General features: G+C 71.1%; 12 protein-coding genes and 1 riboswitch. Of the genes, 6 read left to right on the top strand and 6 right to left on the bottom strand.

The genetic code is table 11. From position 1 onward, the window contains the following. A partial coding sequence (locus ACFV6V_RS13195; protein WP_385563349.1) for a SpoIIE family protein phosphatase occupies positions 1-1,238 on the top strand: 1,238 nt, incomplete at its 5' end. 170 nt (positions 1,239-1,408) lie between these two features. On the opposite strand, the gene groL is transcribed toward ACFV6V_RS13195, so the two are convergent. From groL to thrC, 4 genes are all read right to left on the bottom strand, one after another. After that, positions 1,409-3,031 carry a chaperonin GroEL gene (groL, locus tag ACFV6V_RS13190; RefSeq protein ID WP_361283090.1) on the bottom strand — a complete coding sequence of 541 codons (1,623 nt, stop codon included), beginning with the start codon at positions 3,029-3,031 and terminating at the stop codon, positions 1,409-1,411. A gap of 396 nt (positions 3,032-3,427) precedes the next feature. Continuing rightward, a complete protein-coding gene (locus tag ACFV6V_RS13185) occupies positions 3,428-3,631 on the bottom strand; it encodes a cold-shock protein (RefSeq protein WP_009339379.1) in 204 nt (67 codons plus the stop codon). A gap of 517 nt (positions 3,632-4,148) precedes the next feature. Continuing rightward, positions 4,149-4,424, bottom strand: a complete 276-nt coding sequence (locus tag ACFV6V_RS13180) for a MoaD/ThiS family protein (protein WP_385545734.1) — start codon at positions 4,422-4,424, stop codon at positions 4,149-4,151. Beyond that, the gene (gene thrC / locus ACFV6V_RS13175) at positions 4,421-5,734 is read right to left on the bottom strand and encodes a threonine synthase (protein WP_385563344.1); all 1,314 of its coding nucleotides are present in this window, start codon (positions 5,732-5,734) and stop codon (positions 4,421-4,423) included. The genes ACFV6V_RS13180 and thrC overlap by 4 nt, the downstream gene beginning before the upstream one ends. Then, a riboswitch (SAM riboswitch) is annotated at positions 5,728-5,888 on the bottom strand. (Overlaps the previous gene by 7 nt.) Before the next feature lie 164 nt (positions 5,889-6,052). Between thrC and ACFV6V_RS13170 the strand changes: the two genes are divergently transcribed. The 3 genes from ACFV6V_RS13170 to ACFV6V_RS13160 all read left to right on the top strand — a co-directional run bounded on the left by ACFV6V_RS13170 (position 6,053) and on the right by ACFV6V_RS13160 (position 8,986). Continuing rightward, positions 6,053-7,006, top strand: a complete 954-nt coding sequence (locus ACFV6V_RS13170) for a glucosyl-3-phosphoglycerate synthase (RefSeq protein ID WP_385563341.1) — start codon at positions 6,053-6,055, stop codon at positions 7,004-7,006. Between the two features lie 163 nt (positions 7,007-7,169). After that, positions 7,170-7,403: a hypothetical protein gene (locus ACFV6V_RS13165; RefSeq protein WP_385563339.1), complete on the top strand. Its 234-nt coding sequence runs from the start codon at positions 7,170-7,172 to the stop codon at positions 7,401-7,403. An 80-nt stretch (positions 7,404-7,483) separates the two neighbouring features. Next, positions 7,484-8,986 (top strand): trehalose-6-phosphate synthase, encoded by a 1,503-nt coding sequence (locus ACFV6V_RS13160; protein WP_385563336.1) that lies wholly within the window; start codon positions 7,484-7,486, stop codon positions 8,984-8,986. On the opposite strand, the gene otsB is transcribed toward ACFV6V_RS13160, so the two are convergent. Both otsB and ACFV6V_RS13150 read right to left on the bottom strand, forming a co-directional pair. Further along, a complete protein-coding gene (gene otsB, locus ACFV6V_RS13155) occupies positions 8,924-9,784 on the bottom strand; it encodes a trehalose-phosphatase (RefSeq protein ID WP_385563333.1) in 861 nt (286 codons plus the stop codon). The two genes, ACFV6V_RS13160 and otsB, sit on opposite strands and share 63 nt — an antisense overlap. 10 nt (positions 9,785-9,794) lie before the next feature. Beyond that, on the bottom strand, positions 9,795-10,031 hold the full coding sequence (locus ACFV6V_RS13150; RefSeq protein WP_361283104.1) for a DUF3263 domain-containing protein: 237 nt from the start codon (positions 10,029-10,031) through the stop codon (positions 9,795-9,797). A gap of 390 nt (positions 10,032-10,421) precedes the next feature. On the opposite strand from ACFV6V_RS13150, the gene ACFV6V_RS13145 reads away from it, so the two are divergent. After that, positions 10,422-11,366: an ROK family protein gene (locus ACFV6V_RS13145; RefSeq protein WP_385563330.1), complete on the top strand. Its 945-nt coding sequence runs from the start codon at positions 10,422-10,424 to the stop codon at positions 11,364-11,366. Further along, positions 11,366-12,511: an N-acetylglucosamine-6-phosphate deacetylase gene (gene nagA / locus ACFV6V_RS13140; protein WP_385563327.1), complete on the top strand. Its 1,146-nt coding sequence runs from the start codon at positions 11,366-11,368 to the stop codon at positions 12,509-12,511. The genes ACFV6V_RS13145 and nagA overlap by 1 nt, the downstream gene beginning before the upstream one ends. Positions 12,512-12,562: the final 51 nt, after the last annotated feature.

Here is a 12,562-nt window from a genome sequence, read left to right as displayed (position 1 = left end):
TCCCCGTCGAAATCAGCCTCAGCCCCCTCGAAACCACCGACGGACTCCTCGTCTCCGCCGCCGTACGCGACGTCAGCGAACGCAAGGCGGCGGAGAACCAGCTCACCGCCCTCTACGAGCAGCAACGGCATGTCGCCCTCACGCTCCAGCGCAGTCTCATGGGCACCCCGCCCGACGTTCCCGGACTCACCACGGCCAGCCGCTACCTGCCCGCGACGCAGGGCGCGGGTGTCGGCGGCGACTGGTTCGACCTCGTGCCGCTGGGGGCGGGACGGGTCGGCATCCTCATCGGCGATGTCATGGGGCGCGGACTCGAAGCCGCGGCGATCATGGGGCAGTTGCGCTCCGCGGCGCACGCCCTCGCGAAGACCGGGATGCAGCCGCGCCAGCTCATGCAGTCCCTGGACGCCATCGTCGCCGAGCTGGACGGCCCCGACCAGCTCGTCACCTGCTGCTATCTGGTCCTGGCCCCGGACGCGGCCGAGGTGACCGTGTGCTCGGCGGGCCATCTGCCCGCCCTGGTCGCCGAACCTGGCCTGCCGGTGCGGGCGCTCGACGCGCCGGTGAGCGTGCCGCTGGGCGTGGGGGACCACCTCCACCAGCAGACCACCCTGGCAGTCGCGCCGGGCTCCAGCCTCGTTCTGTTCACGGACGGGTTGATAGAGACCCCGGAGGGCGATATCGAGGACCAGCTCGACGCACTGGTCGCCGCACTGGACAAAGCCTTCATGTCCACGTCCGACCTGGAGGGCGCGGTGGACGACGTGCTCTCCTCCGTCCTGCCCGCCACCGAACACCACCACGACGACGTGACCCTGCTCATCGCCCAGCTTCCCGCCGCTCCCCTGGCCACCGCCTCGACCGAGCTGCCGGCCACCGCCGCCTCGGTGTCCAAGGCACGCGCTTTCCTCACCACCGCGCTTCGCTCCTGGGGCTGCGACGACCTGGTCGACAACGCCCAGCTCCTGGTGTCCGAGGTGGTCACCAACGCCATCAGGCACGGTCAGGGCCCGGTACGGCTGTGCATGCGCCGCAACGTGACGGAGCTGACGGTGGAGGTGAGCGACAGCAGCCACCATCTGCCGCAGCCGCGGATCGCCGAGGCGGACGACGAGTCGGGGCGCGGACTGATCCTGGTCGAGACCCTGGCCGGGAGCTGGGGGGTACGGCCGAACGACGACGGCAAGACGACGTGGTTCACGCTGCTGCTTCGGGGCACCTCACCGCTCGCCGTGTGAGCGCGGTCAGCGCGGTCAGCGCGAGAGCGGGTGACGAAAAGGCGGGTCACACAAAAGACGAGGGCGGCACCCCCTGGGAGTGGGGGTGCCGCCCTCGTTTCAGGACGGTCGATCAACCTTCGCTCGAAGCTCGAGGGCGTGCGGCCCTGAGCCCGGAACGCTCAGGTCGATCAGAAGTCCATGTCACCGCCGGGCATGCCACCCGGAGCAGCCGCAGCGGACTTCTCCGGCTTGTCGGCGATGACGGCCTCGGTGGTGAGGAACAGCGCGGCGATGGAGGCCGCGTTCTGCAGCGCGGAGCGCGTCACCTTCGCCGGGTCGATGATGCCCTCGGCGACCAGGTCGACGTACTCACCGGTCGCGGCGTTCAGGCCGTGGCCCGGGGTCAGGTTGCGCACCTTCTCCACCACGACACCGCCCTCGAGGCCGGCGTTGACGGCGATCTGCTTCAGCGGGGCCTCGAGCGCCAGCTTGACGGCGGCGGCACCGGTGGCCTCATCGCCCTCGAGCTCCAGCTTCTCGAAGACCTGGGAGGCCTGGAGCAGGGCCACGCCACCACCGGCGACGATGCCCTCCTCGACGGCCGCCTTCGCGTTGCGAACGGCGTCCTCGATGCGGTGCTTGCGCTCCTTGAGCTCGACCTCGGTCGCGGCACCGGCCTTGATGACGGCCACGCCGCCGGCCAGCTTCGCGAGGCGCTCCTGGAGCTTCTCGCGGTCGTAGTCCGAGTCGGAGTTCTCGATCTCGGCGCGGATCTGGTTGACGCGGCCCTGGACCTGCTCGCTGTCACCGGCACCGTCGACGATGGTCGTCTCGTCCTTGGTGATGACGACCTTGCGGGCGCGGCCCAGCAGGTCGAGACCGGCGTTCTCCAGCTTGAGGCCGACCTCCTCGGAGATGACCGTGCCACCGGTGAGGATGGCGATGTCGCCGAGCATGGCCTTGCGGCGGTCGCCGAAGCCCGGGGCCTTGACGGCGACGGACCGGAAGGTGCCGCGGATCTTGTTGACGACCAGGGTCGACAGGGCCTCGCCCTCGACGTCCTCGGCGATGATCAGCAGCGGCTTGCCCGACTGCATGACCTTCTCCAGCAGCGGGAGCAGGTCCTTGACCGAGGAGATCTTGGAGTTGACGATCAGGATGTACGGGTCCTCCAGCGAGGCCTCCATACGCTCCATGTCGGTGGCGAAGTACGCCGAGATGTAGCCCTTGTCGAAGCGCATACCCTCGGTGAGCTCCAGCTCCAGACCGAAGGTCTGGGACTCCTCGACGGTGATGACGCCTTCCTTGCCGACCTTGTCCATCGCCTCGGCGATGAGCTCGCCGATCTGGGTGTCGGCGGCGGAGATGGAGGCGGTGGAGGCGATCTGCTCCTTGGTCTCGACCTCCTTGGCCTGGTCGAGCAGCGCACCGGAGACGGCCTCGACGGCCTTCTCGATACCGCGCTTCAGAGCCATCGGGTTGGCGCCGGCCGCCACGTTGCGCAGGCCCTCGCGGACCAGCGCCTGGGCGAGAACCGTCGCGGTGGTCGTACCGTCACCGGCGACGTCGTCCGTCTTCTTGGCGACTTCCTTGACCAGCTCGGCGCCGATCTTCTCGTACGGGTCCTCGAGCTCGATCTCCTTGGCGATGGACACACCATCGTTGGTGATCGTGGGGGCGCCCCACTTCTTCTCGAGGACGACGTTCCGGCCCTTGGGGCCAAGAGTGACCTTGACGGCGTCGGCGAGCTGGTTCATCCCGCGCTCGAGACCGCGCCGTGCCTCCTCGTCGAACGCGATGATCTTGGCCATGTGAAGTGGTCCTCCCGGACTTGGGGGTCTCCCCGTACCCGCGCAGGGCTACGGGGGAGGATGCTTCCGGACCGCGCTGGTGCCCGCGACGGACGGCCTGCACGCCTTGTGGTTCCTTGCCCCCACACGGCCTGCGAGCCTCACCGACCCGGTCCTTCGTTGTCACTCTCACTAGTAGAGTGCTAACGCCAATGATTAGCACTCGTACCCCTCGAGTGCAAGCGGCTTCGAAGAAGCCTCGAATAGGGGTGGCGGTCGGGCGACGGGCGGCGGCGAGCGGCTTCGAAGAACCCTCGGCGGAACCACCGAGGTGCAGGACGCGGGCAGCACGGAGGGCCCGCACCCCCTTGGTACGGGCCCTCCGTGACGTGATGCGCAGTTCTCCAGTCCGGCGCTTCAGCCGGCCAGCCGGACCATGTCCGCCTGCGGCCCCTTCTGACCCTGCGAGATCTCGAACTCGACTCGCTGGCCCTCCTCCAGGGTGCGGTACCCGTCCATCTGGATCGCGCTGTAGTGGACGAAAACATCCGCACCACCGTCGACCGCGATGAAGCCGTACCCCTTCTCCGCGTTGAACCACTTGACGGTGCCCTGAGCCATGCCTAACTCCCCTATTACTGGCCCTTGCACAGGACCGCACTTCGCGGACCCGGGTCAGAACTCGCCCACGAAGAGTTCCCCTGAGTTCCCATGCAGGAAGCAGCGAGGAACCCCTGTGAACGTGCGCCGGAACGCGTCGACCGCGGCTGAATGTATCTGTCCAACTGCCCTCTGCAACAGGTCAAACGGACGAGAAATCTGAGCATGGCTGATCGGGCAACCATGCCCAACTCCGAGCAATCCCGGGCAAGTCAGGCCGGGCAAAGCGCACAAAAAGCGCAAGTAGCTCGAACACTTTGGCTGTTTCTTGTCGTGCGCGGTCGCATTCTCATATGCCCACGGCACAACCCAGCGAGGGGAGATGACGCCAACTCTACCGCGCGGCGCTCAACGGAATCGCCCCCTCCGCAGAGCTTGCGGAGGGGGCGCACCGGGTGACGGAACGTGCTGTACGCAGGGTCAGGAACGTGCCGCGCACGGGCCGGCAAGGGCCGTTCAGGGGGTGTCTGAGCGCGGCTCACCCACCCGCGACGGCGGGGATGATCGACACGCCGGCGCCGTCCGGCGTCGCCGTCTCGAGGCCCTGCTCGAAGCGCACGTCGTCGTCGTTGACGTAGACGTTCACGAAGCGGCGCAGCTTGCCCTGGTCGTCCAGCACCCGGGCAGCGATTCCGGTGTGGTTCTTCTCCAGGTCGGCGATCACCTCGGCGAGGGTCGCGCCCTCCGCCGCGACCTCGGACCGGCCCCCCGTGTAGGTGCGCAGGATGGTGGGGATGCGGACGTTGACGCTCATACGAGGCCAGCCTCTCGGAAGGAGTCCAGGTTCGGGCGGATGACGGCGGACATACCCGTGGTCGGGACCACCGCGTCGAGGGTCTTGAGGCCATCACCCGTGTTGACGACCACCGTGGTGAGCGACGGGTCGATGACTCCGGCCTCGATCAGCTTCTTCGCCACGCCGAGGGTGGTACCTCCCGCGGTCTCGGTGAAGATGCCCTCCGTACGGGCCAGCAGCTTGACCGCCGCCACGATCTCCTCGTCCGTGACGTCCTCGACTGCTCCACCCGTGCGGCGGCAGATGTCCAGGACGTAGGGTCCGTCCGCCGGGTTGCCGATCGCGAGCGACTTCGCGATGGTGTCGGGCTTCTGCGGCCGTACCACGTCGTGGCCCGCCTTGAAGGCCACGGACACCGGGGAGCAGCCCTCGGCCTGAGCGCCGAAGATCTTGTACGGCTTGTCCTCGACGAGCCCCAGCTTGATCAGCTCCTGGAGCCCCTTGTCGATCTTGGTGAGCTGGGAGCCCGAGGCGATGGGGATGACGAGCTGGTCGGGCAGCCGCCAGCCGAGCTGCTCGCAGATCTCGTAGGCCAGGGTCTTGGAGCCCTCGGCGTAGTACGGGCGCAGATTGACGTTGACGAAGCCCCAGCCCTCGCCGACCGGGTCGCCGATGAGCTCGGAGCAGAAGCGGTTGACGTCGTCGTAGTTGCCCTCGATGCCGACGAGCTCGCCGCCGTAGACCGCGGCCATGACGACCTTGCCCTGCTCCAGGTCGTGCGGGATGAACACGCAGGACCGGAATCCGGCCCGTGCCGCCGCGGCGCCGACCGCGCCCGCGAGATTGCCGGTGGAGGAGCAGGACAGGGTGGTGAAACCGAAGGCGCGGGCGGCCTCGATGGCCTGCGCGACCACACGGTCCTTGAAGGAGTGGGTCGGGTTTCCGGAGTCGTCCTTCACATACAGCGCGCCGGTGACGCCCAGCTCACGGGCGAGGTTGTCGGCCTTGACCAGCTTGGTCCAGCCCGGGTTCAGATTGGGCTTGTCCGCCACGTCGGCGGGGACGGGCAGCAGCGGGGCGTAGCGCCAGATGTTGGCGGGGCCGTTCTCGATCCGCTTGCGCAGGCTCTCCGGGTCGCCGGTCGGCAGGTCGTACGCCACTTCGAGGGGTCCGAAGCAGAGCTGACAGGCGAAGACGGGGCCGAGCCGGACGGTCTCGCCGCACTCGCGGCAGGAGAGGCCGGAGGCGGACCCCAGGTCGACGGTAGCGGGGGTTTCGGGAGTGGCGTCGGTCTGTACAGCCATGGAGGCGAGGCCCTTTCTCCTCATCTTCCTCATGGCGCATCTCGCCATGAGACGGATTTGGCACCTTCCCTAGCCGGGAGCCTCGATTGCGCCGCGGTGACGACACCGAGCAACGAGACCGGCTGGAGGGTTGCCGGGGCTTCAACGGGCCGTATCCCTCTGCCCCTCTGGATGAGCGGTATGTGATTGTCGGCGGGTGCGACGTGCACTGGTGCGCGATGCGCGCTGTGCTATCGGTGCGATCGGCATGCGATGGTCGTCCGCGTTGTTCAAGACTGTAACCGACCCCCCGGGCCGCTGAGACGGGTCGTCCGATCCGCGAGACAGAGAGATGGAGATCACGTGCTGGAAGAGGTGGAGCGCTGGCTTGCCCGGCGGTCCTGGTCCGTGGCCGACCGCCCGCTCGACCGGCTCGTCGCCGCGAAGCGCACGGCCCGGCACGGCGGCACGGTCAGCGTGGTGCTCCCAGCCCTGAACGAGGAGGCGACGGTCGGCGAGATCGTCGGCGTCATCCGGCGCGAGCTGATGACGGACGAGGTGCCGCTCGTGGACGAGCTGGTGGTGGTGGACTCCGGCTCGACGGACCGTACGGCCGAGGTGGCGGCGAAGGCGGGCGCGCGGGTCGAGCACCGCGACGCGATACTCCCGCGGCTTCCGGCACTGCCCGGCAAGGGTGAGGTGCTGTGGCGCTCACTGCTGGTGACCAGCGGGGAGATCGTCTGTTTCGTGGACGCGGACCTCAGGGAGTTCTCGGCGGACTTCGTCACCGGGATCGTCGGCCCCCTGCTGACCGAGCCGGACGTGCACTTCGTGAAGGCGATGTACGACCGCCCGCTCGGGGACACCCCCGGCCAGGGCGGGCGGGTGACCGAGCTGGTGGCCAGGCCGCTGCTCAACCTGCACTGGCCGCAGCTCGCCGGCTTCGTCCAGCCGCTGGGCGGGGAGTACGCGGCCCGGCGCTCACTGCTGGAGCGGCTGCCCTTCCCGGTCGGCTACGGGGTGGAGCTCGGGCTGCTGGTGGACGCGCTGCACACGGTCGGGCTCGACGCGCTGGCCCAGGTCGACGTGGGCGAACGGCTGCACCGGCACCAGGACGGGCAGGCGCTGGGCAGGATGGCGGCGGCGATCTACCGAACGGCTCAGCTGCGGCTTTCACGTGGGCATCTGGTGCGTCCGGCGCTGACGCAGTTCGAGCGCGGCGAGGGCGGTTTCGTACCGCGGACGCATGAGGTGGACACGGAGGAACGGCCGCCGATGGTGGAGATCGCGGAGTACGCGGCGCACCGGGCGGCGTGACGCACGGAGGCGGGCGCGCCGCGGGGCGGCGGGCGTGACGGGCGCGGGCGCCGGGCCGCAGGGCGGTGTGACCGCGGAGGCTCCGAGCCGCGGGGTGACGGGCGCGGGCGCCGGGCGCGGCGGTGCACAGCAGGAGCAGTGAGATTGTCTACCTTGCCCAGATATGACCCCTTCGCCCAAATCTCTCCGCCTATCCCTCTTCTTCCTCTCCCTCCTGGTCTGCGCCTCGACCGTGCTGCTGACCCCGGGCCCGGCAGCCGCGGACACGGGCGGACTCGCCGCCCCCCGTGCCAGGACCGAGCGGCTGTGGCTGCTCGGCGGTGTCGCCGTGACGCTCACGGCAGCCGGGGTGATCGCGATGGTCGCGACCCGTGGCAACCGCCGCCGGGACCCCTGAAACCGGACAGCACACCTGGTCGGGCCGCCGTCCGGGCCTCTGTACGTTTGAGCGGATACATCACGGGCTAGGTTGCCGACATGGTCTCCGAGCGCGCGGCGCAGGTACTCGTCGCCTCCAACCGCGGTCCGGTCACATACGCCTTCCGTGAGGACGGCACGCTGGACGCCCGGCGCGGTGGCGGCGGTCTGGTCTCCGGACTGTCGGCCATCGGCCCCGACGCGGGCGCCCTGTGGGTGTGCTCCGCGCTCGGCGACGGCGACCGCGAGGCGGTGCGCCGCGGGATCGCCGAGCCGGGCGTGCTGATGCTCGACATCGACCCGGCCGTGCACGCGGACGCGTACAACGGCATCGCGAACTCGGTCCTGTGGTTCGTCCACCACATGCTGTACCAGACCCCGCTCGAGCCGGTGTTCGACCGGGAGTTCCGGCGCCAGTGGATCGCCTACGAGGGCTACAACCTCGCGTTCGCGCAGGCCCTGGCCGAGGCGGCCGGGCCGGGCGCGGCGGTGCTCGTGCAGGACTACCACCTGGCGCTGGTGCCGGGGATGCTCCGGGAACTGCGCCCCGACCTGCGTATCAGCCACTTCTCGCACACCCCCTGGGCGCCGCCCGAGTACTTCCGGATGCTGCCGGACGACATCGCGGAGCAGCTGCTGCTGGGCATGCTCGGGGCGAACCAGCTGGGCTTCCTGACCCAGCGCTGGCTCGCCGCCTTCGAGAGCTGCTGCGAGGCGGTGCTCACGGACTACGACGTGGCCGCGTACTGGCCCAAGGACGACCAGCCGCACCTCGACTACCGACTGCCCGATCACCGCCGCCGGCGGACCATGCTCGGGGTGCACGGACTCGGCGCGGACGCGGACTTCCTGCGGGAGCGGTCCCGGCAGACGGACGTGGACGAGCGGATGGCGGCGCTGCGCGAGCAGATCGGCGGGGACGGCAGCCGCAGGACGATCGTCCGGGTCGACCGCACCGAGCTGTCGAAGAACATCGTGCGCGGACTGCTGGCCTACCGCACCCTGCTGGACGAACACCCCGAGTGGCGCGAGCGCGTGGTGCACATCGCGTTCGCCTATCCGTCCCGCCAGGACCTGCCCGTCTACCGCGACTACACGGCGGAGGTCTCCCGGGTCGCCGAGGAGATCAACGCGCAGTACGGCACCCCCGGCTGGACCCCGGTGATCCTGCACGTCAAGGACGACTTCGCGCGCTCACTGGCCGCGTACCGGATGGCGGACGTGGCACTCGTCAACCCGATCCGGGACGGGATGAACCTCGTGGCCAAGGAGGTCCCGGTGGTCTCGGACGCGGGCTGCGCGCTGGTGCTGTCGCGCGAGGCGGGGGCCTGGGCGGAGCTGCGGGACGACGCGCTGGTGGTCAACCCGTTCGACGTCACCGGCACGGCCGACGCGCTGCACAGCGCGCTGACGATGCCGGTTGACGAGCGGGCGGAGCGCGGCAAGCGGCTGGCCGCCGCGGCGACGGCGCTGCCGCCGCAGCGGTGGTTCCTCGACCAGCTAGCGGAGCTGGACGCGCTCGGCGAGGGCGGCGAGGAAGCCGACGAGCGCGGCCGGGCCTGACAGGACCAGATCCGCACGCTCGGCGAGCTCGGGGACCTCGGTCCCGCTGGCCAGCAAAAGCCCGGGGACCCCGTCGGAGCGAAGCTTCTCGACGGCGGCATAGGCGGCGAGATCACCCAGGTCGTCGCCCGCGTACAGCACGGCTCCGGCCCGCTTCTCGCGTACGTAATCGGTGAGCGCGACGCCCTTGTCCACCCCGGGCGGGCGCACCTCGAGGACCAGCCTGCCCGGCTCGACGATCAGCCCATGGCGGGCTGCCAGCTCGGCGATCGGAGCGCGCAGCGCCTCGAACGCGGCCTCCGGGTCATCGGCGCGGCGGGTGTGCACGGCGACCGCGCGCCCCTTCTCCTCGATCCAGGTGCCCTCCCCGGCACCGACGGCAGCGAGCACCCCCGGCAGCTCGGCGCGCACGGCGTCGACGCCCGGGTCCGGGGCGGGGGCGTGCACCTCTCCGCTGACGGCATCCCAGCGCTCGGCGCCGTAGTGCCCGAGGACGACGAGGTGCTCGAGCCCGGGGACCCCGGCGAAGCCCCCGTACCGTACGGCGACTCCGGCCGGGCGCCCCGTCAGCACGGCCACGGACGCGACACGCGGCGCGAGCGCGGAGAGCGCGGGGACGGCGCCGGGGTGGGCGCGGGCCTGCTCGGGGTCGGGCACGATCTCGGCGAGGGTGCCGTCGAAGTCCAGCGCGACCACGGTGTCCTGCGGCCGGTCGAGAATCACGGCGAGGGCGTCACGCCCTGCGGGGGTACGGGGCTCCGGCAGTGCGGCGTCGGCTTCATACGGGTGGCTGCCCATGGCACCGACCCTAGCGGCGCTCCCGCCGCGCGTCCCGGACCCGGCGCAACCGGTTGACGGTCACGGGGTCGTGTTCGGCCGCGCGGGGGTCGTCCAGCAGCGCGTTCAGCAGCTGGTAGTACCGCACCGGCGACATCCCGAGCCGCTCCCGTATCGCCCGCTCCTTGGCCCCGGGCCCGGGGTGGTCGCCCCGCTCCAGCGCGAGCACGGCGAGGGCGCGCGCGGAGAGCGGCTGAGCATCGGTCATACGAGCACGATAACGGTGCGCGGGTGTGGGCGGGTTTGCGGTGCACCGCACGGCACATGCCCCCGCGGAGCGGGCCGAGCCCGCACACCCGGCCCGTCCGGGACTCGAGGACGGACACCCCGGAAGCCGTCCCGGGGAGCGGCACGAACCGGGCCCACCCCTCGCGCCGCATACCGAGCCCGTCCGGCGCTTGAGGACAGCAGGCCACCCCCATAACCACAGGGCTAACCACAGGGCGAGCCCGCACACGCAGCCCGTCCGGCGCTCGAGGACGGACACTCCCGATGCCCCCGCAAGGCACCGCCCACCGCGCAACCCGCCCACCCCGCGCCGCAAGCAGAGCGCACAGTGGACTAGACCTTTCCGAGGGTTCCGCGCCAGACTGTACGCGTGAGACACGTCATCGCCCTCGATGTGGGCGGCACCAGCATGAAGGGCGCCCTCGTCGGACCCGACGGAGCACTGCTCCACGAGGCACGCCGGGCGACCGGCCGCCACCGCGGCGCGGACGCGGTCGTCGGCGACGTACTGGACTTCGCCGACGAGCTCCGCGCACACGGCGAGGCCCGCCACGGCCACGCCCCCCTCGCCGCCGGACTCGCCGTCCCCGGCATCGTCGACGCCGACCACGGCATCGCCGTCTACGCCGCGAACCTCGGCTGGCGCGACGTACCCCTGCGCGACCTGCTGACGGAGCGGCTCGACGGCGTGCCCGTCGCCCTCGGGCACGACGTCCGCGCCGGGGGCCTCGCCGAGGGCAGGCTCGGGGCCGGTCGCGGCGCCGAGCGGTTCCTGTTCGTGCCGCTGGGCACGGGCATCGCCGGGGCCATCGGCATCGGCGGCGCCATCGAGGCAGGGGCCCACGGCTGCGCGGGCGAGATCGGCCATGTCGTCGTACGCCCCGGCGGAGCCCTCTGCGGCTGCGGACAGCGCGGCTGTCTGGAGACCCTCGCCTCCGCCGCCGCCGTGTCCCGCGCCTGGGCGACCGCGAGCGGCGCCCCCGACGCGGACGCCGCCGACTGCGCCAAGGCCGTCGCGTCCGGTGACCCCCGCGCCGTGCGGGTCTGGCGGGAGGCCGTCGAGGCGCTCGCGGACGGGCTGGTCACGGCGCTCACCCTGCTGGACCCCGGCACGCTGATCATCGGTGGCGGTCTGGCGGAGGCGGGGGAAACCTTGTTCTCACCCCTGCGGGAAGCCGTCCGGGCCCGGATCACGTTCCAGAAGCCGCCCGGGATCGTCCCGGCCGCGCTCGGTGACACCGCCGGCTGCCTCGGCGCGGGCCTCCTCGCCTGGGACCTGCTGGCCGCAACCGCAACCAAGGAGGTAACCGCCTGATGGCCGACCGGATGGTTCTCCAAGGCGCCCGGGTCGTACTGCCCACCGGGATCGCCGAGAACGGGCGGGTGATCGTCGACGGGCCCCGGATCGCCGGGCACGCCCCCGCCGGCACCCCCGCCATCGACCTGTCCGGCCACTGGCTGGTCCCCGGTTTCGTGGACCTGCACAACCACGGCGGCGGCGGTGCCTCCTTCACCTCCGGCAGCGCCGATGACGTCCTCACCGGCGTACGGACCCATCGGCGGCACGGCACGACCACGCTGGTCGCCTCCACCGTCACGGGCGACATGGACTTCCTGACCCAACGGGCGGGGCTGCTCTCCGAGCTGGTCGAGCAGGGGGAGCTCGCGGGCATCCACTTCGAGGGGCCGTTCATCTCCCCCTGCCGCAAGGGCGCGCACAGCGAGATGCTGCTGCGCGACCCCGACCCGGCGGAGGTGCGCAAGCTGCTCGACGCGGCGCGCGGCACGGCGAAGATGGTGACGCTGGCCACCGAACTGCCCGGTGGCATCGAGTCCGTACGGCTGCTCGCCGAGCACGGGGTGATCGCGGCGGTCGGCCACACGGACGCCACGTACGAACAGACGGTCGAGGCGATCGAGGCGGGCGCCACGGTGGCGACGCACCTGTTCAACGCGATGCCCGGGCTCGGGCACCGGGCACCGGGACCGGTCGCCGCGCTGCTCGAGGACGAACGTGTGACCGTCGAGCTGATCAACGACGGCACCCATCTGCACCCCGCCGCCCTCGAACTCGCCTTCCACCGCGCGGGGCCCGCCCGGGTCGCGTTCATCACGGACGCCATGGACGCCGCCGGCTTCGGCGACGGCGTCTACCACCTCGGGCCGCTGGAGGTCGAGGTCAGGGACGGGGTCGCCCGGCTGGTCGACGGCGGCTCGATCGCCGGGTCCACCCTCACGCTGGACACGGCCTTCCGGCGGGCGGCGACCGTCGACGGGCTGCCCGTCGAGGACATCGTGCGGGCGATCTCGGCCAATCCGGCGCGGCTGCTGGGCGTCTACGACCGGGTCGGCTCGCTCGAACCCGGCAAGGACGCGGACTTGGTCGTGCTGGACGCGGACTTCGCCCTCAAGGGCGTGATGCGCAAGGGCGCATGGGTGGTCGAGCCGGGCGTTTCCTGACACCGCGCCACCGGAAGGCGGGCGTACGAACGGGCGGGGTCTGGGCCAACG

The organism is Streptomyces sp. NPDC059828 (genome assembly GCF_042731955.1).
In the GTDB taxonomy this organism is placed as follows: domain Bacteria; phylum Actinomycetota; class Actinomycetes; order Streptomycetales; family Streptomycetaceae; genus Streptomyces.
Note: the sequence above shows the minus strand (reverse complement) of the source record. Positions and strands in the feature narration are given on the sequence as shown.